The organism is Pseudomonas sp. QD4, assembly GCF_049199125.1.
Lineage (GTDB): Bacteria > Pseudomonadota > Gammaproteobacteria > Pseudomonadales > Pseudomonadaceae > Aquipseudomonas.
This window is the reverse complement of sequence record NZ_JBLZOM010000002.1, coordinates 303,940-328,664: the sequence shown is the minus strand read 5'-3', so window position 1 is coordinate 328,664 and position 24,725 is coordinate 303,940. Positions and strand designations below refer to the sequence as shown.

General features: G+C 63.6%; 28 protein-coding genes and 1 pseudogene. 20 read left to right on the top strand and 9 right to left on the bottom strand.

The features are described 5' to 3' along the window. The first annotated feature begins 1 nt into the window (after position 1). The 7 genes from ACOZJV_RS12335 (at position 2) to ACOZJV_RS12305 (ending at position 5,538) form a co-directional block, all read left to right on the top strand. Complete coding sequence (locus tag ACOZJV_RS12335) at positions 2-1,138, top strand: protein-glutamate methylesterase/protein-glutamine glutaminase (RefSeq protein WP_020299271.1); 1,137 nt, start codon at positions 2-4, stop codon at positions 1,136-1,138. After that, entirely contained in the window at positions 1,138-1,878 is a 741-nt protein-coding gene (locus ACOZJV_RS12330) for a flagellar motor protein (RefSeq protein WP_020299270.1), read from the top strand. The genes ACOZJV_RS12335 and ACOZJV_RS12330 overlap by 1 nt, the downstream gene beginning before the upstream one ends. Positions 1,879-1,893: 15 nt before the next feature. Further along, positions 1,894-2,778, top strand: coding sequence for a flagellar motor protein MotD (gene motD / locus ACOZJV_RS12325; protein ID WP_201130044.1), 885 nt, complete (start codon positions 1,894-1,896; stop codon positions 2,776-2,778). Between the two features lie 51 nt (positions 2,779-2,829). Beyond that, positions 2,830-3,618, top strand: coding sequence for a ParA family protein (locus ACOZJV_RS12320; protein ID WP_020299268.1), 789 nt, complete (start codon positions 2,830-2,832; stop codon positions 3,616-3,618). Between the two features lie 84 nt (positions 3,619-3,702). Continuing rightward, positions 3,703-4,584 carry a chemotaxis protein CheW gene (locus ACOZJV_RS12315; protein ID WP_421547737.1) on the top strand — a complete coding sequence of 294 codons (882 nt, stop codon included), beginning with the start codon at positions 3,703-3,705 and terminating at the stop codon, positions 4,582-4,584. A gap of 78 nt (positions 4,585-4,662) precedes the next feature. After that, positions 4,663-5,145 (top strand): chemotaxis protein CheW, encoded by a 483-nt coding sequence (locus ACOZJV_RS12310; protein ID WP_007922496.1) that lies wholly within the window; start codon positions 4,663-4,665, stop codon positions 5,143-5,145. Beyond that, entirely contained in the window at positions 5,146-5,538 is a 393-nt protein-coding gene (locus ACOZJV_RS12305; RefSeq protein WP_020299266.1) for a DUF2802 domain-containing protein, read from the top strand. A 43-nt stretch (positions 5,539-5,581) separates the two neighbouring features. Here ACOZJV_RS12305 and ACOZJV_RS12300 read toward each other — a convergent pair whose 3' ends face one another. Beyond that, complete coding sequence (locus ACOZJV_RS12300; protein ID WP_078470997.1) at positions 5,582-5,914, bottom strand: EscU/YscU/HrcU family type III secretion system export apparatus switch protein; 333 nt, start codon at positions 5,912-5,914, stop codon at positions 5,582-5,584. Further along, positions 5,911-7,482, bottom strand: a complete 1,572-nt coding sequence (locus tag ACOZJV_RS12295) for a flagellar hook-length control protein FliK (RefSeq protein ID WP_078470998.1) — start codon at positions 7,480-7,482, stop codon at positions 5,911-5,913. The genes ACOZJV_RS12300 and ACOZJV_RS12295 overlap by 4 nt, the downstream gene beginning before the upstream one ends. Before the next feature lie 195 nt (positions 7,483-7,677). On the opposite strand from ACOZJV_RS12295, the gene ccmA reads away from it, so the two are divergent. From ccmA to ACOZJV_RS12240, 11 genes are all read left to right on the top strand, one after another. After that, positions 7,678-8,313, top strand: a complete 636-nt coding sequence (ccmA, locus tag ACOZJV_RS12290) for a cytochrome c biogenesis heme-transporting ATPase CcmA (RefSeq protein ID WP_201130046.1) — start codon at positions 7,678-7,680, stop codon at positions 8,311-8,313. After that, the gene (gene ccmB / locus ACOZJV_RS12285; RefSeq protein ID WP_201130047.1) at positions 8,310-8,978 is read left to right on the top strand and encodes a heme exporter protein CcmB; all 669 of its coding nucleotides are present in this window, start codon (positions 8,310-8,312) and stop codon (positions 8,976-8,978) included. Before ccmA ends, ccmB begins: the two co-directional genes overlap by 4 nt. Before the next feature lie 92 nt (positions 8,979-9,070). Continuing rightward, positions 9,071-9,826, top strand: coding sequence for a heme ABC transporter permease (locus tag ACOZJV_RS12280; protein ID WP_078471001.1), 756 nt, complete (start codon positions 9,071-9,073; stop codon positions 9,824-9,826). Beyond that, positions 9,823-9,999 carry a heme exporter protein CcmD gene (ccmD, locus tag ACOZJV_RS12275; RefSeq protein WP_020299260.1) on the top strand — a complete coding sequence of 59 codons (177 nt, stop codon included), beginning with the start codon at positions 9,823-9,825 and terminating at the stop codon, positions 9,997-9,999. Before ACOZJV_RS12280 ends, ccmD begins: the two co-directional genes overlap by 4 nt. Next, on the top strand, positions 9,996-10,451 hold the full coding sequence (gene ccmE, locus ACOZJV_RS12270; protein ID WP_020299259.1) for a cytochrome c maturation protein CcmE: 456 nt from the start codon (positions 9,996-9,998) through the stop codon (positions 10,449-10,451). Before ccmD ends, ccmE begins: the two co-directional genes overlap by 4 nt. A gap of 3 nt (positions 10,452-10,454) precedes the next feature. Continuing rightward, positions 10,455-12,443: a heme lyase CcmF/NrfE family subunit gene (locus tag ACOZJV_RS12265; protein ID WP_078471002.1), complete on the top strand. Its 1,989-nt coding sequence runs from the start codon at positions 10,455-10,457 to the stop codon at positions 12,441-12,443. Next, entirely contained in the window at positions 12,440-12,976 is a 537-nt protein-coding gene (locus ACOZJV_RS12260; RefSeq protein WP_421547736.1) for a DsbE family thiol:disulfide interchange protein, read from the top strand. The genes ACOZJV_RS12265 and ACOZJV_RS12260 overlap by 4 nt, the downstream gene beginning before the upstream one ends. Further along, complete coding sequence (locus ACOZJV_RS12255; protein ID WP_078471004.1) at positions 12,973-13,443, top strand: cytochrome c-type biogenesis protein; 471 nt, start codon at positions 12,973-12,975, stop codon at positions 13,441-13,443. The genes ACOZJV_RS12260 and ACOZJV_RS12255 overlap by 4 nt, the downstream gene beginning before the upstream one ends. Further along, complete coding sequence (ccmI, locus tag ACOZJV_RS12250; protein WP_421547735.1) at positions 13,440-14,645, top strand: c-type cytochrome biogenesis protein CcmI; 1,206 nt, start codon at positions 13,440-13,442, stop codon at positions 14,643-14,645. Before ACOZJV_RS12255 ends, ccmI begins: the two co-directional genes overlap by 4 nt. 14 nt (positions 14,646-14,659) lie before the next feature. After that, positions 14,660-15,061: a hypothetical protein gene (locus ACOZJV_RS12245; RefSeq protein ID WP_078471006.1), complete on the top strand. Its 402-nt coding sequence runs from the start codon at positions 14,660-14,662 to the stop codon at positions 15,059-15,061. A 98-nt stretch (positions 15,062-15,159) separates the two neighbouring features. Then, the gene (locus ACOZJV_RS12240) at positions 15,160-16,290 is read left to right on the top strand and encodes a hypothetical protein (protein ID WP_421547734.1); all 1,131 of its coding nucleotides are present in this window, start codon (positions 15,160-15,162) and stop codon (positions 16,288-16,290) included. A gap of 6 nt (positions 16,291-16,296) precedes the next feature. Here the strand turns inward: ACOZJV_RS12240 and ACOZJV_RS12235 are convergent, their stop codons facing one another. Both ACOZJV_RS12235 and ACOZJV_RS12230 read right to left on the bottom strand, forming a co-directional pair. After that, a complete protein-coding gene (locus ACOZJV_RS12235; protein ID WP_078471008.1) occupies positions 16,297-17,181 on the bottom strand; it encodes a LysR family transcriptional regulator in 885 nt (294 codons plus the stop codon). Positions 17,182-17,233: 52 nt separating this feature from the next. Beyond that, positions 17,234-17,398, bottom strand: a pseudogene (locus ACOZJV_RS12230) (MFS transporter); the annotation flags it as partial. A 357-nt stretch (positions 17,399-17,755) separates the two neighbouring features. On the opposite strand from ACOZJV_RS12230, the gene ACOZJV_RS12225 reads away from it, so the two are divergent. Then, a complete protein-coding gene (locus ACOZJV_RS12225) occupies positions 17,756-18,385 on the top strand; it encodes a hypothetical protein (protein ID WP_421547733.1) in 630 nt (209 codons plus the stop codon). A gap of 120 nt (positions 18,386-18,505) precedes the next feature. Beyond that, positions 18,506-18,955, top strand: a complete 450-nt coding sequence (locus tag ACOZJV_RS12220; protein WP_078471011.1) for a RidA family protein — start codon at positions 18,506-18,508, stop codon at positions 18,953-18,955. Between the two features lie 68 nt (positions 18,956-19,023). On the opposite strand, the gene ACOZJV_RS12215 is transcribed toward ACOZJV_RS12220, so the two are convergent. The 5 genes from ACOZJV_RS12215 to ACOZJV_RS12195 all read right to left on the bottom strand — a co-directional run bounded on the left by ACOZJV_RS12215 (position 19,024) and on the right by ACOZJV_RS12195 (position 24,629). Then, positions 19,024-20,025 (bottom strand): sulfate ABC transporter substrate-binding protein, encoded by a 1,002-nt coding sequence (locus ACOZJV_RS12215; protein ID WP_020299248.1) that lies wholly within the window; start codon positions 20,023-20,025, stop codon positions 19,024-19,026. A gap of 90 nt (positions 20,026-20,115) precedes the next feature. Further along, entirely contained in the window at positions 20,116-20,940 is an 825-nt protein-coding gene (locus ACOZJV_RS12210) for an ion transporter (protein WP_078471013.1), read from the bottom strand. Between the two features lie 21 nt (positions 20,941-20,961). Further along, positions 20,962-21,885, bottom strand: a complete 924-nt coding sequence (locus tag ACOZJV_RS12205; protein WP_421547732.1) for an urea transporter — start codon at positions 21,883-21,885, stop codon at positions 20,962-20,964. A gap of 58 nt (positions 21,886-21,943) precedes the next feature. After that, positions 21,944-23,359: a pyruvate kinase gene (gene pyk, locus ACOZJV_RS12200; RefSeq protein WP_201130060.1), complete on the bottom strand. Its 1,416-nt coding sequence runs from the start codon at positions 23,357-23,359 to the stop codon at positions 21,944-21,946. Next, positions 23,349-24,629 (bottom strand): glycerate kinase type-2 family protein, encoded by a 1,281-nt coding sequence (locus ACOZJV_RS12195; RefSeq protein ID WP_201130062.1) that lies wholly within the window; start codon positions 24,627-24,629, stop codon positions 23,349-23,351. Before ACOZJV_RS12195 ends, pyk begins: the two co-directional genes overlap by 11 nt. Positions 24,630-24,725 lie beyond the last annotated feature (96 nt).

Below are 24,725 nucleotides of genomic sequence, written 5' to 3'. Positions count from 1 at the left end.
TATGGCAGTCAAAGTCCTGGTGGTGGACGATTCGGGGTTTTTCCGCCGCCGCGTCTCGGAAATTCTTTCAGCGGATGCGAACATCCAGGTCGTCGGTACGGCGACCAATGGCAAAGAGGCGATCGATCAGGCCCTGGCACTCAAGCCGGACGTGATCACCATGGACTACGAGATGCCGATGATGGATGGCATCACGGCGGTGCGGCACATCATGCAGCGCTGTCCGACCCCGGTATTGATGTTTTCCTCGCTGACCCATGAAGGCGCCCGGGTAACCCTCGATGCGCTGGATGCCGGTGCGGTCGACTTCCTGCCCAAGAACTTCGAAGACATCTCGCGCAATCCCGAGAAGGTCAAGCAGCTGCTGTGCGAGAAAGTCCACAGCATCTCGCGCAGTAACCGTCGTTTCAGCAGCTACAGCACTCCGGCTCCGCAGCCGGCTGCCGCCCCGGCGCCTGCGCCATCGGGTATCAGCAGCTTCGGCAGCAGCAGTGCTGCGCCGCGTCCGTCCGCACCGGCTCCTGCGCCTGCCCGGGCTCCGGCGGCCAGCGCTTCGTCGCCGGCACCGAAACGCAAAGCCTACAAACTGGTGGCCATCGGTACCTCTACTGGCGGTCCGGTTGCCTTGCAGCGGGTCTTGACCCAGTTGCCGGCCAACTTCCCGGCACCGATCGTCTTGATCCAGCACATGCCAGCGGCCTTCACCAAGGCTTTTGCCGAGCGTCTGGACAAGCTGTGCCGGATCAGCGTCAAGGAAGCCGAGGATGGCGACATCCTGCGTCCGGGCCTGGCCCTGCTGGCACCCGGTGGCAAGCAGATGATGATCGACGGCCGTGGCGCGGTGAAAATCCTCCCCGGCGACGAGCGTCTGAACTACAAGCCTTGCGTGGATATCACCTTCGGTTCGGCGGCCAAGTCCTACGGTGACAAAGTTCTGGCGGTGGTGCTCACCGGCATGGGCGCCGACGGTCGCGAAGGCGCACGCCTGCTCAAGCAGGGCGGCAGCGCGATCTGGGCCCAGGATGAAGCCAGCTGCGTGATCTACGGCATGCCAATGGCCATCGTCAAAGCCGACCTCGCAGACGCGGTGTACGGCTTGGACGACATCGGCAGGCATCTGGTCGAGGCCTGTATCTGATGGATGTCTTGAGCCTTATCGGGATCATCATGGCGTTTGTCGCCATCATTGGCGGCAATTACCTGGAAGGTGGTCACCTGTCGGCCCTGGCCAACGGTCCGGCGGCGCTGATTGTGCTGGGTGGCACCATCGGTGCGGCCTTGCTGCAGTCGCCGATGAGCGCATTCAAGCGTGCCGTGCAGATTCTGGGCTGGATCCTCTTCCCGCCCCGGGTCGATCTGCCCGGCGGCATCGATCGGGTCGTCAACTGGAGCCTGACCGCGCGCAAGGAGGGCCTGCTGGGCCTGGAAGGCGTGGCCGATGCCGAGCCCGACGCTTATTCGCGCAAGGGCCTGCAACTGCTGGTGGACGGCGCCGAGCCGGAAGCCATCCGCAGCATCCTGGAGGTGGACTTCTACACCCAGGAAAGCCGCGACATCGAAGCGGCCAAAGTCTTTGAAAGCATGGGCGGCTATGCGCCGACCATCGGCATCATCGGTGCGGTGATGGGCCTGATCCACGTGATGGGCAACCTCGCCGATCCGTCCCAGCTCGGCAGCGGCATTGCCGTGGCCTTTGTCGCCACCATCTACGGCGTGGCCAGTGCCAACCTGGTGCTGCTGCCGGTGGCGGCCAAGCTCAAGTCGATTGCCTTGCGGCAGTCGCGTTATCGCGAAATGTTGCTGGAAGGGATCCTGTCGATTGCCGAAGGTGAGAACCCTCGTTCCATCGAGTTGAAGCTGCAAGGCTTCATGGATTGATGGGAGGAATGGAGCATGGCCCGTCGCCGCAAGCCTGAAGAACACGTCAACCACGAACGCTGGCTGGTGTCCTACGCCGACTTCATCACCTTACTTTTCGCGTTTTTCGTGGTCATGTACTCGATCTCGTCGATCAACGAAGGCAAGTACAAGGTGATTTCCGAAGCGCTGGTCGGCGTATTCACCGACTCCGACCGGGCCCTCAAGCCGATCCCCATCGGCGATGAGCGGCCCAAGACCGTGACCCCGGCCAAGCCGCTGGTCAAGGACAGCGACGAGACCGATGCTGGTATTTCCGGGGGCAGCGATCCGCTCAAGAGCATCGCCGACGATATCAGCGCAGCCTTTGGCGACCTGATCAGCTCCAACCAGATGACCGTGCGCGGCAATGAGTTGTGGGTCGAGATCGAACTCAACTCCAGCCTGTTGTTCGGCAGCGGCGACGCCATGCCCAGCGACCTGGCGTTCAATATCATCGACAAGGTGGCGGCGATTCTGAAGCCGTTCGACAACCCGATCCACGTCGAAGGCTTTACCGATAACCAGCCGATTCAGACCGCCCAATACCCGACCAACTGGGAGCTGTCCTCGGCCCGTTCGGCGAGTATCGTGCGCATGCTGGCCATGCAGGGGGTCAACCCCGCACGCATGGCATCGGTCGGCTATGGCGAGTTCCAGCCGGTGGCCAACAATGCCACCGCCGAAGGCCGGGCGCGCAATCGCCGGGTAGTACTGGTGGTGTCGCGCAACCTCGATGTACGGCGCAGCCTGACTGGTACCGGCACCGCCAATGCGACACCCGATGCCGCATTGAAGCGGGCTGGCACACAAACTGCACCAACCCCGGTCAAGACGCCGGTACGACAGAGCGCCGTCAATTCTCCGTCACCCGCTTTATAACTAGTGCTATTTCTCGGCCGGTCTTCTGGCTTGTCGAGAGGAACAATCCGAATGAGAGTCTGGGCAGTCGCCAATCAAAAGGGTGGTGTCGGTAAAACCACCAGTTCCATCGCTTTAGCCGGCTTGCTGGCCGAGGCGGGCAAGCGCGTGGTCGTGGTTGACCTCGACCCCCACGGCTCGATGACCAGTTACTTCGGTTACGACCCTGACACCCTGGAACACAGCAGCTACGACCTGTTCCTGCACCGGGGCAGTGTGCCTCAGGATCTGCCGGGCCAGCTCCTGCTGCCCACCAGCGATGAACGTATTTCCCTGCTGCCATCGAGCACCGCGCTGGCGACCCTTGAGCGTCAGTCGCCGGGGCAGAGCGGCCTGGGCCTGGTGATTGCCAAGAGCCTGGCGCAGCTGTGGCAGGATTTTGATTACGCCGTGATCGACAGCCCGCCGCTGCTCGGGGTGTTGATGGTCAATGCCCTGGCGGCCAGCCAGCAGTTGGTGATCCCGGTGCAGACCGAGCATCTGGCGGTCAAGGGCCTGGAACGCATGGTCAATACCCTGGCGATGATCAATCGTTCGCGCAAGCAGGCGCTGCCATTCACCATCGTGCCGACCCTGTTCGACCGTCGTACCCAGGCTTCCCTGGGCACTCTGCGGGTATTGCGTGACAAGTTTCCTGACGACATCTGGCAGGGCTACATCCCGGTCGATACCCGCCTGCGCGATGCCAGCCGGGCCGGCCTGACGCCTTCGCAGTTCGATGGCAAGAGCCGTGGCGTCCTGGCCTACCGGGCGCTGCTCAAGCACCTGCTGGCGCAACAGCTTGTCGCGCAGGTGGCCTGACGTGCGTTTTCATTCAAGCCGGACCCCGATCTTGCCGATAACCCCTACAGGTCACTGTGTCGGGGTCGCTCCATGGGCATTCATATGAACCGTCCTCTGGACATAAAAAGCCGACCGCAACTGGCGCTGCAGTCCTATCTGGACGCGCTGTTGCAGGACGCGACCGAAGAAGAAGCAGCACCGCTCGCACCCCCTGTGGCCGTGATCGAAGAGCCCGTCGCGGAGTTGGACGAGTTCCAACTGGCGGTGCTCGAAGAGCAGGCCCATGACGCCAAGGTGATCAAGGCCGCGCCGCCGGCGGCGCGTACCGAAGTTCAGGTCAAGGCGGCTCCTGTGGTGGCGCCTGTGCTGGACGCGCCGGCGCCGGTCCTGCCGTCGATTTCACCGGTCGCGCCGATGCTCCAGGCATTGGTGGCGCCGGTGGTCGAAGTGCATTTGCCGCCCAGCAATACGCCGCCACCCGTGGTGGGTGACGACCGCCCCAGCTGGGCCGCCGAGCCGTTCGAATGCCTGCTGTTCGACGTTGCCGGTTTGACCCTGGCAGTGCCGCTGGTGTGCCTGGGTTCGATCTACTCCCTGGCTGGCCAGGAGTTGACGCCGCTGTTCGGCCAGCCGGAATGGTTCCTGGGCATCCTGCCGAGCCAGGCTGGCAACCTGAAGGTGCTGGACACTGCGCGTTGGGTGATGCCTGATCGCTATCGCGATGATTTCCGCCAGGGCCTGCAATACGTGATCTCGGTGCAGGGCTACGAGTGGGGGCTGGCGGTGCATCAAGTCAGCCGCTCGTTGCGCCTGGACCCCAATGAAATCAAATGGCGCAGCCATCGCGGCCAACGTCCGTGGCTGGCCGGTACGGTGATCGAGCACATGTGTGCCTTGCTCGACGTCGCCGCATTGGCTGAACTGATCGCCAGTGGCGGCGCCAAGCAGATGGCCTTCAACAAACCGGCCAACAAGCCGACATAGACAAATAACAGGTGGCGCCGTTGGCGTTGCCCGATAGAACACACACCGTTTTCAACGGTTTTTTGAGGGGTCAGGGGTATGAATAAGTCGTCGTCTGCACAGAGTTCCGAAGATCCGATCCTGCAATGGGTAACCTTCAAGCTGGATAACGAGTCCTACGGCATCAATGTGATGCGTGTCCAGGAAGTCCTGCGCTACACCGAAATCGCCCCTGTGCCGGGTGCGCCGAGCTATGTGCTGGGCATCATCAACCTGCGCGGCAATGTGGTCACCGTGATCGACACCCGCCAGCGCTTCGGCCTGGTGCCGACCGAGGTCAACGACAACACCCGTATCGTCATCATCGAAGCCGACAAGCAAGTGGTCGGGATCATGGTCGACAGCGTGGCGGAAGTGGTTTACCTGCGTCAGTCGGAAGTCGAAACCGCACCTAACGTCGGTAACGAAGAGTCGGCCAAGTTCATCCAGGGCGTGTGCAACAAGAACGGCGAACTGCTGATTCTGGTTGAGCTGGACAAGATGATGAGCGAAGAAGAATGGTCGGAACTGGAGAGTATCTGATTGATTCTTGAGGTTGCAGTGATTGTCCTGGCCATCCTCTGGATAGCCTCTGTGGCGCTGTTTGTGTCCTATACCCGCAACCAGCGGCAGATTGCCGCGCAGCAGGCCGAGGGCGATGCGCTGCGAGACCAGCGCATCAAGGAACTCTCCCGGCGCGTCGACAATTACCAGAACGGTACGGTGCGCATGGGCGAGGACTTGCACGAGTTGCGCGCCGTGGTCGGGCCGTTGCCGGACAAACTGGCGCAGCTGGAGCAGCGTGATCCTTCCAGCCTGTCGTTTGCCCAGGCCGCGCGCCTGGTGGGCATGGGGGCCAGCGTCGATGAGCTGACCCAGTCCTGCGGCCTGACCCAGGCCGAAGCCGAGCTGATGAGCAAGTTGCATAAAAACTAGCTGCAAGCCGCAAGCTGCCAGTTTTTAGCTTGAAGCTTGTGGCTTACAGCTGGCGGCTGCTGTCCGGTGTTACATCCTTCTCCTGCGCCACCGCATCCGGATCATGCCCCGCTGGGAACTTGCCCTTGAGGTTCCAGGCGAAGGCAATGATCTCGGCGATGGTCCGATACAACTCCTCGGGGATACTGTCCCCCAACTCCATCCGTGCCAGCAGCTTCACCAACTCGGCGTTTTCGTAGATCGGCACTTCATAGTCGCGGGCGATTTTCAGGATTGCTTCGGCCAGGGCATCGTCACCTTTGGCGGTCAGGGTCGGGGCTTGCCGGCCGTCGTACTTGAGGGCGATGGCTTGGCGGGGAGTGTTGGGGTTTTTCATGCGGTTTCGTCGACCCAGCGTTGTTCCAATCGGGTTTTCGTGCCCTGGGGCGGGGTGCCGAGGTGGCAATCCAGATCGCCCACCGTCAGGCCTGAAGCCAGCAGGCGCTCGCGCAGGCTGCCCAGGTGGCTCTCGATCAGGCTCGCGGTATAGGCCCGTTCAGCCCACAGCTGGCTGGATAGCCGGCCCTGAATCAATTGCGCCTGCACGTGCAGCGGCCCCAATGGCTCAAGATCGAACGCCAGTTCGACCCGCCACAGTGCCTGCTTGGGTTCGCGTTCTTCGCGTTTTTCGTTGGGTTCCGGCTCTACGGGCTCTTCGCGCTGGAACTTGACCTGCAACGGCACGATGTCTTGCAGGGTGCGCATGGGGATTTCCAGTTGCCAGGTGGTTTGCAGGCGTCCGTCATCGGTCAGGCCGGTTTGCTCCAGGCTGGACAGTTGATGGCTTTGCAGGCGCGACACGGCGGCTGCGGCCAGGCGCAGCAGGTGTTCCAGGTCGCCTTCGCCCTCCAGGCTCTGCAGCAGCCGCGAGGGCAGGGGGAAGCCGCCTGGCTGGGGCTTGGCGCTGACTTGACCGAGGGTGCCCAGGGCGCTGCGCACAAAGCTCGGCAGGACCTGGGCCAGGGTGTTGGCGGCAATGATCGCGTTGAAGTTGCTGCCGGTGGGGAGCGCCGGGGCCAGTTGCGCGATCAGGCGCAGCAGGTTGCCCTTGAGGTCCGGGGGCTGGACCGGGTTGTCCCCGGCCAGCAGCTTGGCTTCCAGGAACATGCCGCTATTGGCCAGCGCCAGTGCCAGGCCCTTGGGATTGCTCAGTTGTTGCAGGTCGGGGAGTCCGGCCAGGAGTTTGTCCACGGCCAGGCGCAGGTCATTGGAGGTGGCATCGTCGGCCGGCAGATTCTGCAGGGCGCTGAGCAGCCCGGTCAGCGAGGCCTGGCGGCTTTGCTGGGTGCTCAGTTGCTGGGCGATTGCCAATTGCTCCTGGCGTCCGCTCAGGGGCACGAAATTCAACGTCTGGGCATCCTGGACCATGGCGCTCAACAGGCTGCCGATGCGCAGCGGCTGAGGGCTGTCGATGCTCAGGGTGCTGCCGCTCAGGGCGGTGTTGAGCAGGCTCACCAGGGAGCGGTAGACCGCCGGTTGGCCGGCGGCCTGGGGCAGCACCTGGCTGGTCAGGACCTTGCCTTGCAGCAGGGTGCCGACCGGCAGTTGTGCGGTATCGAGGCGGGTCAGGGTGGCGACGCTGGACGCCAGGGCCTGCTGCACGCTGATCGCCAGGTTGCCGGCGGACGGCTGGCTGATGGCGAGGCTGGTGCCTTGGGGCAATGGCTGGTTGCTGGTGGCCTGAATCGTGGTCTGCTTGCCGCTGTCGAGGGTGACCTTGAGCAACAGCTCGAAGGTCTGGTCCGCCTGCTTCAGTGACAGGACTTCGGCGCGGGCAGTCTGGCCGGCGGCGATCAGGCCTTCCATGGGCTGCAACAGCTTGAGCAGCTCACTGCCGACCCCCGGCGCGCGCGTGGCGGAGGGCGTCGCCTGGGGCAGCGGGAGGATGTTGATTTCACCTGACATCTGGACACAACCTGAGGAAATTAGCCCTCTTTAGAGTAGGGCATCACATGTATAATGCCGCCCGTCTTTGGATGCGCGGTAAAAACATGGCAAATGTTTGACGCAGCTCTCTAGAACCGGCTGCCAATGCATTTATTCTGCACCTCTTTAACGGCCGCTCGACAGCCGACTTGAACCGTAAAGGCCTGCTATCTCTTGACCAGCCCTCTTCTAGAAGCCGTCGCCCTTGCCTGTGAGCGAGACTTGCGTCTGCTGTTTGAAAACCTCGAATTGCGTGTGCAGGCGGGCGACATGCTGCAGATCAGCGGCCCCAATGGCAGTGGCAAGACCAGCCTGCTGCGCTTGCTGGCCGGGCTGATGCAGCCCACCGACGGCAAGGTGCTGCTCAATGGCCAGCCATTGGCCTCCCAGCGCATCGAACTGGCGCGCAATCTGTTGTGGATCGGCCATGCCGCCGGGATCAAGGATGTGCTGAGCCCGGAAGAGAACCTCTCCTGGCTCTGTGCCCTGCACCAACCGGCGCAGCGCGAGGCGATCTGGCAGGCGCTGGCGGCGGTCGGGCTGCGAGGCTTCGAGGATGTGCCGTGCCACACCTTGTCGGCCGGTCAGCAGCGCCGCGTGGCCCTGGCCCGTTTGTACCTCGACGGGCCGCCACTGTGGGTGCTCGATGAACCTTTCACCGCCCTCGACAAACAGGGCGTGGCCCAACTTGAAGAACACCTGGCCGGGCATTGCGAGCGTGGCGGCATGGTGGTCCTGACCACTCACCATACGTTGGCGCGGGTACCGGCCGGTTATCGCGACATCGACCTGGGGCAGTGGGCGGTATGAGTGTGTTTGCGCTATTGGTGGCCCGCGAGGCCCGACTGTTGTTTCGCCGTCCGGCGGAGTTGGCCAACCCGTTGGTGTTCTTCGCCATCGTTGTCGCATTATTCCCATTGGCGGTGGGACCTGAGTCTCAATTGTTGCAAACCTTGTCTCCGGGACTGGTCTGGGTCGCGGCACTTTTGTCAGTCCTGCTCTCGCTGGACGGGCTGTTTCGCAGTGATTTCGAGGACGGATCCCTGGAGCAGTGGGTCCTTTCGCCGCACCCCCTGGCTCTTCTGGTATTGGCCAAGGTGCTGGCACACTGGGCGTTTTCCGGCCTGGCACTGGTATTGCTTGCGCCCCTGTTGGCCTTGATGCTCGGATTGCCTACGGCGGCCATTCCGGTGCTGCTGTTGTCATTGCTGCTCGGCACCCCCGTACTGAGCCTGCTCGGCGCAGTGGGCGCCGCGCTGACAGTGGGGTTGAAACGCGGCGGGCTGTTGCTGGCGCTGCTGATTCTGCCCCTGTACATCCCGGTACTGATTCTCGGCAGCGGCGCCTTGCAGGCGGCGTTGCAGGGCATGCCGGCAACCGGTTTTCTGCTGTGGCTTGGGAGCCTGACCGCCCTTGCAGTAACCCTGACACCCTTTGCAATAGCGGCTGGCCTGAAGATCAGCGTCGGCGAATAATAATGCGGTCTGATCGTTTTTTGATCACTTCTTGGTACAAGAACAGACCCTGACTTTTCGTGATAACGAAGAGCAACCGTGATGGAAACAGTATGAACTGGACCTGGTTTCATAAGCTCGGCTCACCCAAATGGTTTTATGGCATCAGCGGCAAGCTGCTGCCCTGGCTGAGCGTCGCCGCCTTGTTGCTGATCGGTATCGGCGTGGTCTGGGGTCTGGTCTTCGCGCCGCCGGATTACCAGCAAGGCAATAGCTTTCGGATCATCTATATCCATGTGCCGATGGCGATGCTGGCCCAGTCCTGCTACGTGATGCTGGCGGTGTGCGGGGTGGTCAGCCTGGTATGGAAGATGAAACTGGCCGATGTCGCCTTGCAGTGCGCGGCGCCCATCGGGCATTCGATGACCGTGATTGCGTTGTTGACCGGGGCGATCTGGGGCAAGCCGACCTGGGGCTCGTGGTGGGTCTGGGATGCACGACTGACGTCGATGCTTATCCTCCTGTTTCTGTACGCAGGTCTTATTGCGCTGAACCAGGCCATCAGCAATCGTGAGAGCGCCGCCAAGGCCTGCGCGGTGCTGGCCGTCGTCGGGGTGATCAACATCCCGATCATCAAATACTCGGTGGAGTGGTGGAACACCCTGCACCAGGGCGCGACCTTCACCCTGACCGAACGCCCGGCGATGCCTGCCGAGATGTGGCTGCCGCTGCTGCTGACGGTGCTGGGTTTCTATTGCCTGTTCGGCGTGCTGCTGCTGTTGCGCATGCGCCTTGAGGTGCTCAAGCGTGAAGCCCGGACCAGCTGGGTCAAGGCCGAAATCCAACGCAGCCTGGAGGTGGCGCCATGAGTTTTGCATCCTTCGACGATTTTCTCGCCATGGGCCATCACGGCCTGTATGTCTGGTCGGCCTATGGCATCTGCCTGGTGATCCTGGCTCAGGAACTGGCGGTGCCGATCGTGGCCCGCAAGCGTTATCTGCAACAAGAGGCGCGTCGTTTGCGCCGGGAGAACGGCAAGTGAATCCGCTGCGTAAAAAGCGTCTTTTGATCATCCTGGCGATCCTGGCCGGTATCGGCATTGCAGTGGGCCTGGCCCTCAGCGCGCTGAAGGAAAACATCAACCTGTTCTACACCCCGACCCAGATCGCCAATGGCGAGGCGCCCCTGGACACGCGGATTCGCGCCGGCGGCATGGTCGAGCAGGGTTCGCTGCAACGCTCTGGCGATTCGCTGGACGTACGCTTTGTGGTCACCGACTTCAACAAGTCCGTGACTATCTCCTACCGCGGCATCCTCCCGGATCTGTTTCGCGAAGGGCAGGGCATCGTTGCCCTGGGCAAGCTCAATGCCGAGGGCGTGGTGGTGGCCGATGAAGTACTGGCCAAGCACGACGAGAAGTACATGCCCCCCGAGGTGACCAAGGCCCTGAAAGACAGCGGCCAATCGGCACCGACACCCGCGAAGGAGGGTTAACCCATGACTTCCGCACTTTTCATCCCTGAACTGGGGCATCTGGCGATGATCCTGGCCCTGTGCTTTGCCCTGGTCCAGGCGGTGATCCCGCTGCTCGGCGCCTGGCGCGGCGATCGGCTGTGGATGAGCCTGGCTCAGCCGGCGGCCTGGGGGCAGTTCGCCTTCCTGCTGTTCGCCTTCGGCTGCCTGACCTATGCCTTCATGAGCGACGACTTCTCGGTCGCCTATGTGGCCAGCAACTCCAACAGCGCCTTGCCCTGGTACTACAAGTTCAGCGCAGTATGGGGCGCCCACGAAGGCTCGCTGCTGCTCTGGGCGTTGATCCTGGGTGGCTGGACCTTTGCCGTGTCGGTGTTCTCGCGGCAGTTGCCGCAGGTGATGCTGGCCCGGGTGCTGGCGGTGATGGGCATGATCAGCACCGGCTTCCTGCTGTTTCTGATCCTGACCTCCAACCCTTTCGCGCGGATCTTGCCGCAGATCCCGGCCGACGGCCGTGACCTCAACCCGTTGCTGCAGGACATCGGCCTGATCGTTCACCCGCCGATGCTGTACATGGGTTATGTCGGCTTCTCCGTGGCCTTCGCCTTCGCCATTGCCGCGCTGCTCGGCGGGCGTCTCGACGCCGCCTGGGCGCGCTGGTCGCGTCCCTGGACCATCGTCGCCTGGGCTTTCCTCGGCATCGGCATCACCCTGGGCTCCTGGTGGGCCTACTACGAACTCGGCTGGGGCGGCTGGTGGTTCTGGGACCCGGTGGAAAACGCCTCCTTCATGCCGTGGCTGGTGGGGACGGCCCTGATCCACTCCCTGGCCGTCACGGAAAAGCGCGGCGTGTTCAAGAGCTGGACCGTACTGCTGGCCATTGCCGCGTTTTCCCTGAGCTTGCTGGGAACCTTCCTGGTGCGTTCCGGGGTACTGACCTCGGTGCATGCCTTCGCCTCCGACCCAGAGCGCGGCGTGTTCATCCTGATCTTCCTGCTGTTTGTGGTGGGCGGTTCGCTGACCCTGTTTGCCCTGCGCGCGCCGGTGGTCAAGAGCCATGTCGGGTTCAACCTGTGGTCGCGGGAAACCCTGCTGCTGGGCAACAACCTGGTGTTGGTGGTGGCTGCGTCGATGATTCTGCTGGGTACCCTGTACCCGCTGGTGCTGGATGCCCTGACCGGGGCCAAGTTGTCGGTCGGTCCGCCGTACTTCAATGCGCTGTTCATTCCGCTGATGGCGCTGCTGATGGTGGTGATGGCGGTCGGTGTGCTGGTGCGCTGGAAAGACACCCCGGTCAAGTGGCTGGTGAGCATGCTGACCCCGGTCCTGCTGGGCAGCGCGGCCTTGGCGGTGGTGGCTGGTATCGCTTACGGCGACTTCAACTGGGCGGTGCTGGCGACCTTTATGCTGGCGGCCTGGGTGCTGTTGGCCGGTGTGCGCGACATCGTCGACAAGACCCGCCACAAAGGCCTGATCAAAGGCCTGCCAAGCCTGACCCGCAGCTATTGGGGCATGCAGATTGCGCACCTGGGCATCGCGGTCTGCGCCCTGGGCGTGGTGCTGTCGAGCCAGAACAGCGCCGAGCGCGACCTGCGCCTGGCGCCGGGCGAATCCATGGACCTGGCCGGTTATCACTTCATTTTTGAAGGCGCCAAGCACTTCGAGGGGCCGAACTTCACCTCCGACAAAGGCACCGTGCGCGTGGTGCGCAACGGCAAGGAAGTGTCGGTGCTGCACCCGGAGAAGCGCCTGTACACCGTGCAGAACTCGATGATGACTGAAGCCGGGATCGACGCCGGCTTCACCCGCGACCTGTACGTGGCCCTCGGCGAACCGCTGGGCGATGGCGCCTGGGCGGTGCGGGTGCACGTCAAACCGTTCGTGCGCTGGATCTGGTTCGGCGGCCTGCTGACCGGCTTCGGTGGCTTGCTGGCGGCGCTGGACCGGCGTTACCGGGTCAAGGTGAAAAGCCGCGTGCGCGAAGCGCTGGGCATGACAGGAGTCACTGCATGAGACGTTGGATGATGTTGCTGCCGCTGGCACTGTTCCTGGTGATGGCGGTATTCCTCTACCGCGGGCTGTACCTGGACCCGGCCGAGTTGCCGTCGGCCATGATCGGCAAGCCGTTCCCGGAGTTCTCCCTGCCGGCGGTCGAGGGTGAAACAACCCTGACCCGCGCCGACCTGCTGGGCAAACCGGCACTGGTCAACGTCTGGGGCACCTGGTGCATTTCCTGCCGGGTCGAGCACCCGGTGCTGAACAAGCTGGCGCAGCAGGGCGTGGTGATCTATGGCGTCAACTACAAGGACGTCAACGCCGATGCCTTGAAGTGGCTGGCCGAATTCCACAACCCGTATCAGCTGGATATCCGCGACGAAGAGGGCACCCTGGGCCTGAACCTGGGGGTGTACGGTGCGCCGGAAACCTTCTTCATCGACGCCAAGGGCATCATCCGCGACAAATACGTCGGGGTGATCGACGAGGTGGTCTGGAGTGAAAAACTGGCGGCCAAGTATCAGTCGCTGGTGGACGAGGCCAAGCCATGAAGCGCTGGTTCGCCGCCCTCGTACTGGGTCTGGGCATGGCTTCCGTAGCCCAGGCCGCCATCGACACCTATGAGTTCGCCAATGACGCCGAGCGTGAGCGTTTTCGCGAGCTGACCAAGGAGCTGCGCTGCCCCAAGTGCCAGAACCAGGACATCGCCGATTCCAATGCGCCGATTGCCGCCGACTTGCGCAAGGAAATCTTTCGCATGCTGGGCGAAGGCAAGGACAACCAGCAGATCATCGACTTCATGGTTGACCGCTACGGCGACTTCGTCCGCTACAAGCCGGCCCTGACCGGCAAAACCGCCTTGCTCTGGTTCGGCCCCGCCGGGTTGCTGCTGGGGGGAGTGGTGATCATCGCCGTGATCGTCCGGCGTCGTCGTGCCGAGCGCACTGACAGCCCGAACACGCTTTCTGCCGAGGAGCGTCAGCGCCTCGACCACCTGTTGGAAAAAGACTCCGAATGATTGATTTCTGGCTCGCTGCAGGTCTGCTGCTCCTGGTAGCCCTGAGTTTTCTGTTGATCCCGGTTTTACGCGGCCGCCGTGCCCAACGTGAAGAGGATCGTACCGCGCTGAACGTGGCGCTCTACCAAGAGCGGGTTGCCGAGCTGCAAGGGCAGCAGGCCGAAGGTGTGCTGACCTCGGACCAGATGGACAGTGGCCGCGCCGAAGCGGCCCGCGAGTTGCTGGCCGATACCGAAGGCGTGGCCCCAGCCAGGGTTTCGCGGCTGGGCAAGCCGCTGCCGTTGCTGGCGGCGATCCTGGTGCCGGTGCTGGGCCTGGGTCTGTACCTGCATTTTGGCGCTGTGGACAAGGTCGAACTGACCCGTGAATTCGCCCAGGCGCCGCAGTCCATGGAAGACATGACCCAGCGCCTCGAGCGCGCGGTGGCGGCCCAGCCGGATTCCGCCGAGGGCCTGTACTTCCTCGGTCGCACCTATATGGCCCAGGATCGTCCGGCGGACGCGGCGAAGCTCTTCGAGCGCACCGTGGCCCTGGCGGGCCGCCAGCCGGAGCTGCTCGGGCAATGGGCCCAGGCGCAGTATTTTGCCGACAACAAACAGTGGTCGCCCAAGCTCCAGGCCTTGACCGACGAAGCACTCAAGGCCGACCCCAAGGAAGTCACCAGCCTTGGACTGTTGGGCATCGCGGCGTTTGAAGGTGAGCGTTATCAGGACGCCATCGATTACTGGAACCGCCTGTTGGCCCAATTGCCGCCGGACGACAGCTCCCGCGCTGCGCTGCAGGGCGGTATCGCCCGGGCCAGCGAGAAGCTGGTCGCCACCGGTGGCAAGGTTGCCCAGGCGCCGGCCGCCCCGGCCAAGAGCGCCGTGCTCAAAGTCCGGGTCGACCTGGCGCCTGAGCTGAAGGCCAAGGTCCAGCCGGGTGACAGCGTGTTCATCTTTGCCCGGGCCGTGTCCGGCCCACCCGCGCCGTTGGCGGCCAAGCGCCTGACCGTGGCTGATCTGCCGGCCACCGTCGAGTTGGGGGATGCCGACGCAATGATGCCGCAGTTGAAACTGTCGAACTTCCCTGAAGTCCAACTGGTTGCGCGCGTGTCCCGTGCCGGCCAACCGACAGCCGGTGAATGGGTCGGTCGCAGCCAGCCTCTGGCCAGCAGCACCACCGCGCCACAACAGCTGACCATCGACAGCCCGGATCAATAACCAGAGAAGCCGCCATGACCGCCATCGCACGTATCACCCTGTTATCACTGGTTGTGGGGTTGAGTGCATGTACGGTCCAGCGGCCGCAGCCCACCAGCTCCGAACCCATCCCGCCGGCGGTGCCGAGCACACGCTCGGTGCCCTCGACCGCGCCTGGGGCACCGGCGACGCCCAATCGTCCGGCCAAGCCCCTGCCACGCACCTCCGCCAGTTTTGCCCCACCTCCCGGCGGCCATAGCCATTGGGATGCGCGGCTGGGGGTGTATGTGCTGGATGACCAGAGCAACACCTTCTATCGCCAACGCACCTATTACCGCTGGAACAACGGCTGGAGCCGCTCCATCGGCCCGGACGGCCCCTGGGAGGAAACCGACATCCATGGCGTTCCGTCCGGCTTGGGGCGTCAGTTCAAATAGCCCCGCGAGGGGCTTGAGCGACGGTGCTTGTTGTTCAAGCCCTCTGGCTCACGGCCGATACAGCGCCATGTCCCTGAGTATCGTTGCCTGAGCACCTGATGAAGATAAAACCCAACAAGCTGTATTTGGCCCGGCTGCAGTTCTGCCTGTATGTCTGCCTGTGTTTCGTGGTGCTGTATTACTGTCACAACACCGACATTCCGGGGCTGATCTATCTGTTGCTGACGCCATTCTTCCTGGTGGCGCTCTACGGTTTTATCTATTACCTGTTCTGCTGGCTGTTTATCGCCTACCGGCCTCGGGATGAGACGTGGTGGAAGCGTATCGACTATGTCTGGCTGTTTTTCGCCTCGTTGGCGTTGATCGGACAGACCCAGAGCGTGCGCGAAATGTGGTTTCAGTCGCCTTACGAGATGGTCCAGGCCTCCAAGGCCGGCATCGATAAAAGCCTGCGCGCCGAAATCAACGACATGCTCGACCCGGCGCAATGCGCCACGGCCGCCAGCCGCTACGAAGCGGCCGATGCGCTGCAGGTAGCAAGCCTGTGCCAGCGCTATGCCGACGTGGCCCGACCGCTGTCCGACGTGGCGCTGGTCAATCTGTTGCAGGAGCTGCCGGCGCTGGACGCCGAGTACTCGGCCGAGCCGATACAGCGCTGGCTGGCGGGGTTGCAGGAGACGCTCAAGGAGCGGGAGCTGCGGCGTACAGAGGTGGTCAAGTACCAGAACCTGATCAGGGAAACCGAGTTCGAAGAGCTATTTCGCTATTTCGCGCCGTTGCTGGTGGTAATCGCCCTGGCGCTGCGCGCGTCCAAGGTGTCCGGCGAGCTCTATTTGAAAGCGCCGAAGCAACGCAAGTTCTGGCTGATCATCAACCAGAGGGTGGTGGTCGACAGCCTGGGCTTCAGCGATGTTGCGCACAAACGCTTTGCCCAGGCCCTGGGCAGCTGGCGCAAGGCCGAATGGGGCGTGGTCCATATGGCCTGTGATTTCATTGCTCAGAGCAGCCAGCGTGGCAGCAACGAACCGGTGCTGCCCGGGAGGTTTGAGAGTGAGTTTCAGTTGGCGAGCGTCGAGGAGTTCGAGACGTCGGGTTTTGTGCAGTGGGCCGCCGGCCAGTCGATGGAGCTGTTGTACCTGGTGGGCGAAACCGACCCTGAGCTGATCCGTCGGCTACGGCAGTGGGGCGAGGCGACGAACACTGAAGTGCTGGTGCGCGAGCACATCTGAGGCCGCTCAACGGCTGGTCATCAACGCCTCGACATACGTGACAAAGGCCCGGGCCTTGGCGCTGGCCAGGCGCCCGGTAGGAAATACCGCCCACAGTTGCTGGGGCGGCAGCTGCCAGTCGCCGAGCAGCTCCTGGACCTGACCTCGGGCCAGCTCCGGGGCGAACATCCAGTACGAGGCCACGGTCAGCCCCTGGTGGGCCAGCACTGCCTCGCGCAGCCCTTCGGCGGCGTTGACCCGCATCCTGCCTGCCAGTACCACCGCCTGTTGTTGACCGTGCTGGGTGAAGGTCCAGTGGGCGCCACCGCCCAGGCTGTAGATGATGGCCGGCAATCGGGGCAACTGCTCGGGGGCGGTCGGCGTGCCATGCCGTGCCAGGTACTCAGGCGTCGCCACCACCACGCGTCGGCACTGGCTGATCTGGCGTGCGGTCAGCGCCGAATCTTCCAGGCTGCCCATGCGCAGGGCGACATCGATCCCGGCCTCCACCAGGTTGCTGTTGTGGTCGTCCAGTACCACGTCGATCGACAGTTCCGGGTGCTGCTCAAGGAAGGGGCCCAGGTTCGGCACGATGTGCATGCGGGCGAAGGTCACCGCTGCAGCGATGCGCAAGGTGCCGCGCAGGCCGGCCGCCGAGCCCCGTGCCGCACGCTCGGCCTCATCGGCCTCTTCCAGGGTGCGCCGGGCACGCTCGAAAAACGCTAGGCCGGCCTCGGTGGGCGTGAGGCCGCGGGTCGAACGCAGCAACAGTCGCACGGCCAGGTGTGTCTCCAGTTGCGCGATGCTTTTCGAGACGGCCGGCTGGCCGATGTTGAGGCGCCGGGCGGCGGCGGAAAACGAACCGGTTTCCACCACATTGATGAAGGTTTCCATGGCAGCCAGGCGGTCCATCGGCGTTGCTCCAGTCGGGGGCAGGGCGCGGGCCAGCCCGCGCAGGTGGGTTTCAGGCGCTGGCCGGCAGCGGCTTTTCGGACACCAGCAAAAAGCGCAGCAGCGCCAGCAGCGGGAACAGGCTGCCGACCAGGATCACCCCCAGCCAGCCGCCGTGTTCGTACACCGCACTGGCGATGGATGAGCCAAAGGCGCCGCCGATAAAGATGCTGGTGATGTTGGCGACGATCGCGCCGCAGCAGAAGGCAAACAGCAGCACCATGCCCCGGGTCATTGTCGCGCTGGTGGCGTGCAGCGCTTGGGAAGTTGTAGTCATCGCGGTTCTCTTGGCGGCGAAAGGATGTGGGCGAGGTTAGGAGGCTGGCCCGTGACGCGGTAGAGAGGCTCGGGTGATAGCATTTATTCCCGTGGGGAATAGGGGGGCGAAGCGGCTTGAACGAAGCACTGAGAAGGGCTCCCCGGGCTGATGATACATTTACTTACAACTGCTTCGATAGCCGGCTTATAGTTGGCCAGGAAGTCGTGAGCATCGCTCCGATTGATCATCAGCCTTTCAGCACGGGAAGCCTGCCCCATGAAACTGTCTTTGCGCCGATTGTTCGACGCTGTCGCGAGCATCGTTTTGGCCAGCCTGATGCTGATCGGCCCGGCCCAGGCCCAGGATGCGCCGGGGATGCGCATCGCGGTACGGGGTGAAATCACCGGCATCAGCGGCGATGTGCTGCGGGTGCATGCCAACAATGGTGAGGTGGCCAGCATCGAGCTGACGCCCCAGACCCAGGTGCGGGCAGTGAGCCTGGCCAATATCGAAGACATCAAGCCCGGCAGCTACATCGGCTCGGCGGCGGTGCCCATGGCCGATGGCACCCTCAAGGCCCTGGAAGTGCATGTATTTCCACCACAGATGGTCGGCACGGGCGAAGGCCATCGACCGTTTGACCTGGTCAAGGGCAGCAGCATGACCAATGGCAGTGTCGGCGACCTGGTGGTGAGCAACGGTCGCACCCTGACCGTCAACTACAAGGGCGGCCAGCAGAAGATCCTGGTGCCGGACGATGTGCCCATCGTCAATCTGGCGCCAGCTGATCGCAGCCTGCTCAAGGCCGGGGTCAAGGTGGTGATGTTCGTGACCCAGGGCGCCGATGGCAAATTGACCGCGCAATCGATCTCGGCCGGCAAGGACGGGGTCACCCCGCCGATGTGAGGCGCGCCCTCACTGCACGGCGGCTGTTGCGTTGCCAAGTGTTGCTGTAGCGGCGTTTCGGTGGAACTCCGGGCGGGCTTGGTTTAGGGTTTTCGGTCGCTCATCGCGTCGGGAGGCCCCATGCAAAAGTCCACGTTCAATCCGCCAAACATCTTCAATTCTCTGCAATACGGTTTCAGCCAGGCTGTCGAGGTTCGCGGGGGCCGGCGCCTGCTGCTGTCGGGCCAGGTTGGCGTCGACGAGCACGAATCCACTGTCGGCCCCGGACTGCGGGAGCAGACCGAGCAGGCCTTCGACAATATCGAACGGGTGCTGGCCCACGCCGGTGGCGCGCTGGGGGATGTGGTGATGCTGCGCATCTACATTGCCGAAGCGGCCCGTGACCAGCAGGAGCAGATCAGCCAGGTTCTGCTGCAACGTTTCCCCAATGACCCGCCGGCATCGTCGTGGATCATCGTCAGCGGCTTGTCGTTGCCCGAGTGGCTGATCGAGGTCGAGGCCGAAGCCATGCTCGCCGAACGGCAGCCGGCCCAGGAGGCCGCGTTGCTGAGCCCGGTGGTGGGGCTCTAGCCGTTGCGCCTCAAACCGCAGGCATAAAAAAAGCGACCATCACGGTCGCTTTTTTTCAGCGGTAACCCTTACTTGGCGTCGCCGTAGATCTGGTCGAAGATCCCGCCGTCATTGAAGTGGGTCTTCTGCACGGTGCGCCAGTCACCGAAGGTTTTCTCCACCGAGAGGAAGTCGACTTTCGGGAAGCGGTCGGTGTACTTGGCCAGGACTTTCGGGTCCCGTGGGCGCAGGTAGTTGTTGGCGGCGATTTCCTGGCCTTCCGGCGACCACAGGTACTTCAGGTATTCCTCGGCCGCGGCGCGGGTGCCTTTCTTGTCGACCACTTTGTCGACCACCGACACCGGTGGCTCGGCTTCGGCGGAAACGCTTGGGTAGATCACTTCGAACTGATCGCGGCCGAACTCGCGGGCGATCATCTCGGCTTCGTTTTCAAAGGTCACCAGCACGTCGCCGATCTGGTTGGTCATGAAGGTCGTGGTAGCGGCGCGGCCACCGGTATCCAATACCGGAGCCTGGCGGAACAGTTTGCCGACAAAGTCCTTGGCCTTGCTTTCGTCACCGCCATTCTTGAGCACGTAACCCCAGGCCGAGAGGTAGGTGTAGCGGCCGTTACCCGAGGTTTTCGGGTTGGGCACGATCACCTGGACGCCATCCTTGAGCAGGTCCGGCCAGTCTTTCAGGGCTTTCGGGTTGCCTTTGCGCACGATAAACACGGTGGCCGAGGTGAACGGTGCGCTGTTGTTCGGCAGGCGGGTCACCCAGTTGTCCGGGACCAGCTTGCCGTTGTCCACCAGGGCATTGATATCAGTGGCCATGTTCATGGTAATGACGTCGGCCGGCAGGCCATCGATGACCGAACGCGCCTGTTTGCTCGAACCGCCGAAGGACATCTGCAGGGTGATGTTCTCCTTGTGCTCGGCTTGCCAATGCTTCTGGAAGGCTGCGTTGTAGTCTTTATAGAAGTCGCGCATCACGTCGTAGGACACGTTCAGCAGGGTCGGTGCGGCCTGAGCCGCGCTGCCCAGTGCCAGGCCGGCAGCCAGAAGAGAGGCGCTCAAAAGTTTTTTCACTGCACATTCCTTTTATTCGAGAGTGAAGGCATTTTGCCGCCGACTATAGCCGGGGCGTCATAGCGGTTTAAAGATTAAAAAGCACTTTGCTTATTCCATTTTCTTGAACAGCGCATTCCCGCAGCGCGAGCAGAATGCAGCGCTGGGTTCATGGTTGCTCTTCTTGCACACCGGGCAGTCATGCTTGAGTTGTTCGCCGCGCATGGCACTGGCCAGTTCAGCGGTAAAGATCCCGGTGGGGACGGCGATGATCGAGTAACCGGTGATCATCACCAGCGATGAAATCACCTGGCCCAATGGGGTTTTCGGCACGATATCGCCGAAGCCCACCGTGGTCAGGGTGACGATAGCCCAATAGATGCCCTTGGGAATGCTGGTAAAGCCGTGCTCCGGGCCTTCGACCACATACATCAAGGTGCCGAACACCGTGACCAGGGTCGACACGCTGAGCAGGAACACAATGATCTTCTGCTTGCTGCCCCGCAGGGCCGACATCAGGTAGTTGGCCTGCTTGAGGTAGGGGCTCAGCTTGAGCACACGGAAGATCCGCAGCATGCGGATCACACGGATGATCAGCAGGTACTGGGCATCGCTGTAATACAGCGCGAGGATCCCTGGGACAATGGCCAGCAGGTCCACCAGGCCATAGAAGCTGAAGGCATAGCGCAACGGCTTGGGCGAGCAGTACAGGCGCAGGCCGTACTCGATCGCGAAAATCAGGGTAAAGCCCCATTCGATGTAGGCCAGCACGTTGGCGTAGTCGCGGTGCACCTGGTCGATGCTGTCGAGGATCACGATCACCAGGCTGGCGAGGATGATCAGCAGCAAGGTGCTGTCGAAGCGTCGACCGGCCACGGTGTCGGTCTGGAAAATCATGACGTAGAGACGGTCACGCCAGTGGTTGCTGCTGTCCATGTAGATCGCCTGAAACAAATATCAGCGCAGCCTAGGTGGATTGCCCCTTGCAGTGCAAGGCGCACTGTCTCGGGCCGCCTGACGCATGACCCGGACCGTGGCGCGTACCAGCCAGGCAGCGAGGATAAAGGGCGCGGTCAGGGGCGCCAGGCCCAGGGCGGCAAAGCCCGGCGTCAGTAGCAGGGCCAGGGCGACACCGGGCACTGGCAGCCAGCACAGGGCGCGGGGTTGCTGGCTGAGGGCGATGGCCACCAGCACGGCGTTGTAGCCGCCCAGGCCAAGCAGGGCGCTGGGGTTTTCATGATGCAACAGACTGAACCCCAGGCCGGCCGCCGAACCGAACACGGCCCAGGCCGCAGCGCGCCGGTTGGCCAGGAACAGCCCGAGGGCAATCAAGGCACCGGCCAGTGGCTGTTCGAGGAACAGCACTTGCCCCAGGCCCTTGGCGGTCGCCCCCAGCAGTTCGAGCAGGCCGGGTTCGGCCAGGGGCGGGTTGGCCGGCAACATGGGCTCGGCAACGCTCAGCAGCAACCAGCTCAAACCGACAAAAGGCGCGGTGTAGGCCGGCAGGCAATGGTGGTCCCGTGAGCGCTTGAGCCACTGCTGGGTCAGGATCGCGCTGATCCCGCCGCAGGCGACAATCAACGGCGGAAGCAGCGCCGACCAGGGGAAATAAAGGCTCAGCAGCAAGCCAAGCAGCACCCCGTTGTAGCTGAACAGCCCGGCCTGGCGATCGGTCTTGGGGTAGCCGCGTCGTTGTGCCGTAAGCAGGCCGGCGACGCCACCGAGCAGGGCGCCGCCGAGCAGGGCCGGAGCACCGATCAGGATGGCCAGCAGGCACAGCAGGCCACACAGCGGGTGGCGCTGGAGAAAGACCTGACTGAAGCCATTGAGCACGGCGCTGGCCCAGTCGGGGCAATAGGAGTTGAACGACTCTGAAGGCATGAACAATTCGTCAGGGCGCGCCATGGCCGTCGCCGGCCATGGCGGTTGGGGCCGAGGGTCAGATCAGGGTTTCGATCCGCAGCGAGTTGGTCGAACCCGGCTGGCCGAATGGCACGCCGGCGGTGATCAGCAAGGTGTCGCCGCGTTTGGCCAAGCCCTGGGCCTGGGCGATCTCCAGGGCCGTGGAGCAGATCTCATCGACCTGGCGCAGGCGGTCGTTGACCACCGAATGCACGCCCCAGGCCACGCTCAGGCGGCGCGCGGTGGCCAGGTTCGGCGTGAGGTTGAGGATCGGCACCCGAGGCCGCTCGCGGGCGGCGCGCAGGCTGGAGCTGCCGGACTCGCTGTAGTTCACCAGCACCGCCACTGGCAGGATGCTGCTGATACGGCGGATCGCGCAGCTGATGGCGTCCGACTGGGTGGCTTCGGCCTGGGGCCGACTGACGTCGAGCTGAGCCTGGTAGTCGGGGCCGCTTTCGACCTGGCGGATGATCTTGCTCATCATCTGCACGGCTTCCAACGGGTATTCGCCGGAGGCGGTTTCCGCCGACAGCATCACCGCGTCCGCCCCTTCGGCCACCGCATTGGCCACGTCCGTGACCTCGGCTCGGGTGGGGGCCGGCGAGAAGCGCATGGATTCGAGCATCTGGGTCGCCACCACCACCGGTTTGCCCAGTTGGCGGCAGGTGCTGATGATGTCTTTCTGGATCTGCGGCACGCTTTCCGCTGGCACTTCCACCCCCAGATCACCTCTGGCGACCATGATCGCGTCGCTCAACTCGGCGATTTCCCGCAATTGGGTGACGGCCGAGGGCTTCTCGATCTTGGCCATCAGGAAGGCTTTGTTGCCGATCAGGACCCGCGCTTCATGGATATCCTCGGGGCGCTGGACAAAGGACAGCGCCACCCAATCCACCCCCAGCTCCAGGCCGAAGCTGAGGTCGCGGCGGTCCTTGGCCGTCAGCGGGCTCAGGTCGAGCACGGCCTGGGGCACGTTGACGCCCTTGCGGTCCGACAGCTCGCCGCCGTTGAGCACCGTGGTGTCGATGGCGTCGGCGTGTTTGCCGGTCACCCGCAGGCGCAGCTTGCCGTCGTCCAGCAGCAGGTCCATGCCCGGCTCCAGGGCGGCGATGATTTCCGGGTGCGGCAGGTTGATCCGGCGCTGGTCGCCCGGGGTTGGGTCCAGGTCCAGGCGCAGGGCCTGGCCGCGCACCAGTTGCACCTTGCCCGCGGCGAACTTGCCAACCCGCAGCTTCGGCCCTTGCAGGTCCATGAGGATGCCCAGGGGATAGTTCAGCTGGCGCTCGACCTCGCGGATCCATTGAAAGCGCTGGGCGTGGTCGGCGTGATCGCCGTGGCTGAAGTTGAGGCGAAAGATATTGACCCCGGCCTTGACCAGTTCACGGATGTCCTCGATGCCGTCGGTGGCAGGGCCCAGGGTGGCGAGGATTTTGACCTTTTTATCAGGCGTCATGTGTCGGGTTCTCAAGAATCAGGATGGCGCGGAAGTCATTGACGTTGGTGCGGGTCGGCTCGGTGACGATCAACGCGTCCAGCGCGGCGAAGTAGCCGTAACCGTTGTTGTTATCCAACTCGTCGCTGGCGCTCAGGCCCAGGGCGGCGGCGCGGCTGTAGCTGTCGGGGGTCATGATGGCGCCGGCGTTGTCCTCCGAGCCGTCGATGCCGTCGGTGTCGCCGGCCAGGGCATAGATCCCGGGCAGGCCCTTGAGGCTGTCGGTCAGGCTCAGCAGGAACTCGGCGTTGCGCCCGCCGCGGCCGGTGCCGCGCACGGTGACCGTGGTTTCGCCACCCGACAGAATCACGCAGGGCGCCGCCAGCGGCTGGCCATGCAGCAGGACCTGGCGGGCGATGCCGGCGTGGACCTTGGCCACCTCGCGGGATTCGCCTTCCAGGTCACCCAGGATCAGCGGGCTGAACCCAGCCTGGCGCGCCTTGACTGCGGCGGCCTCGAGGGACTGTTGGGGCCGGGCGATCAATTGGAAGTGGCTGCGGGCCAGGGCCGGATCACCGGGTTTGACGGTTTCCGATTCGGCGCTTTGCAGCCAGTTGCGCACGGCAGCGGGCACGTCGATGGCGTAGCGCTTGAGGATGGCCAGGGCTTCGGCCGAGGTGCTCGGGTCGGCCACCGTCGGGCCGGAGGCGATGACCGTGGCCAGGTCTCCGGGTACGTCGGAGATCGCGTAGGTGTACACGCTGGCCGGCCAGCAGGCCTTGGCCAGGCGTCCGCCCTTGATCGCCGACAGGTGCTTGCGCACGCAATTCATCTCGCCGATGGTGGCGCCCGACTTGAGCAGCGCCTTGTTGATCGACTGCTTGTCGGCCAGGCTGATGCCGGCAGCGGGCAGGGCCAGCAAGGCCGAGCCACCACCTGACAGGAGGAAGATCACCCGGTCCTGTTCCGACAGGTTGCTGACCAGCTCCAGGACCCGCTTGGCCACGGCCAGGCCGGCGGCGTCGGGGACCGGGTGGGCGGCTTCGACCACTTCGATTTTCTGGCACGGCGCGCCATGGCCATAGCGGGTCACCACCAGCCCGGACACTTCGCCCTGCCAGCAGCGTTCAACCACCTGGGCCATGGCGGCTGCGGCCTTGCCGGCGCCAATAACGATCACCCGGCCGCTGCGATCGCGGGGCAAGTGGGCTTCGAGCACGTGTTGCGGATGGGCGGCGTCGATGGCTGTGGCGAACAGCTCGCGCAGGAATTGTTGCGGATCGACCGACATGGCGGGCTCCCGGTGTTCTTGTTATGGGGGGCTTGAAACTGCCTGCTGGCGCGGACGCAGGCGGTGCCGGGGGGAACTGATGCACCCTCCGGCGGC

Bases quoted from the DNA above. Each gene is read 5' to 3' on its own strand.
- ACOZJV_RS12335 (WP_020299271.1), top strand. From the start codon at position 2: ATGGCAGTCAAAGTCCTGGTGGTGGACGATTCGGGGTTTTTCCGCCGC.
- ACOZJV_RS12330 (WP_020299270.1), top strand. From the start codon at position 1,138: ATGGATGTCTTGAGCCTTATCGGGATCATCATGGCGTTTGTCGCCATC.
- motD (WP_201130044.1), top strand. From the start codon at position 1,894: ATGGCCCGTCGCCGCAAGCCTGAAGAACACGTCAACCACGAACGCTGG.
- ACOZJV_RS12320 (WP_020299268.1), top strand. From the start codon at position 2,830: ATGAGAGTCTGGGCAGTCGCCAATCAAAAGGGTGGTGTCGGTAAAACC.
- ACOZJV_RS12315 (WP_421547737.1), top strand. From the start codon at position 3,703: ATGAACCGTCCTCTGGACATAAAAAGCCGACCGCAACTGGCGCTGCAG.
- ACOZJV_RS12310 (WP_007922496.1), top strand. From the start codon at position 4,663: ATGAATAAGTCGTCGTCTGCACAGAGTTCCGAAGATCCGATCCTGCAA.
- ACOZJV_RS12300 (WP_078470997.1), bottom strand. From the start codon at position 5,914: ATGAAAAACCCCAACACTCCCCGCCAAGCCATCGCCCTCAAGTACGAC.
- ACOZJV_RS12295 (WP_078470998.1), bottom strand. From the start codon at position 7,482: ATGTCAGGTGAAATCAACATCCTCCCGCTGCCCCAGGCGACGCCCTCC.
- ccmB (WP_201130047.1), top strand. From the start codon at position 8,310: ATGAGTGTGTTTGCGCTATTGGTGGCCCGCGAGGCCCGACTGTTGTTT.
- ACOZJV_RS12280 (WP_078471001.1), top strand. From the start codon at position 9,071: ATGAACTGGACCTGGTTTCATAAGCTCGGCTCACCCAAATGGTTTTAT.
- ccmD (WP_020299260.1), top strand. From the start codon at position 9,823: ATGAGTTTTGCATCCTTCGACGATTTTCTCGCCATGGGCCATCACGGC.
- ACOZJV_RS12265 (WP_078471002.1), top strand. From the start codon at position 10,455: ATGACTTCCGCACTTTTCATCCCTGAACTGGGGCATCTGGCGATGATC.
- ACOZJV_RS12260 (WP_421547736.1), top strand. From the start codon at position 12,440: ATGAGACGTTGGATGATGTTGCTGCCGCTGGCACTGTTCCTGGTGATG.
- ACOZJV_RS12255 (WP_078471004.1), top strand. From the start codon at position 12,973: ATGAAGCGCTGGTTCGCCGCCCTCGTACTGGGTCTGGGCATGGCTTCC.
- ccmI (WP_421547735.1), top strand. From the start codon at position 13,440: ATGATTGATTTCTGGCTCGCTGCAGGTCTGCTGCTCCTGGTAGCCCTG.
- ACOZJV_RS12245 (WP_078471006.1), top strand. From the start codon at position 14,660: ATGACCGCCATCGCACGTATCACCCTGTTATCACTGGTTGTGGGGTTG.
- ACOZJV_RS12240 (WP_421547734.1), top strand. From the start codon at position 15,160: ATGAAGATAAAACCCAACAAGCTGTATTTGGCCCGGCTGCAGTTCTGC.
- ACOZJV_RS12235 (WP_078471008.1), bottom strand. From the start codon at position 17,181: ATGGACCGCCTGGCTGCCATGGAAACCTTCATCAATGTGGTGGAAACC.
- ACOZJV_RS12225 (WP_421547733.1), top strand. From the start codon at position 17,756: ATGAAACTGTCTTTGCGCCGATTGTTCGACGCTGTCGCGAGCATCGTT.
- ACOZJV_RS12220 (WP_078471011.1), top strand. From the start codon at position 18,506: ATGCAAAAGTCCACGTTCAATCCGCCAAACATCTTCAATTCTCTGCAA.
- ACOZJV_RS12210 (WP_078471013.1), bottom strand. From the start codon at position 20,940: ATGGACAGCAGCAACCACTGGCGTGACCGTCTCTACGTCATGATTTTC.
- ACOZJV_RS12205 (WP_421547732.1), bottom strand. From the start codon at position 21,885: ATGCCTTCAGAGTCGTTCAACTCCTATTGCCCCGACTGGGCCAGCGCC.
- pyk (WP_201130060.1), bottom strand. From the start codon at position 23,359: ATGACGCCTGATAAAAAGGTCAAAATCCTCGCCACCCTGGGCCCTGCC.
- ACOZJV_RS12195 (WP_201130062.1), bottom strand. From the start codon at position 24,629: ATGTCGGTCGATCCGCAACAATTCCTGCGCGAGCTGTTCGCCACAGCC.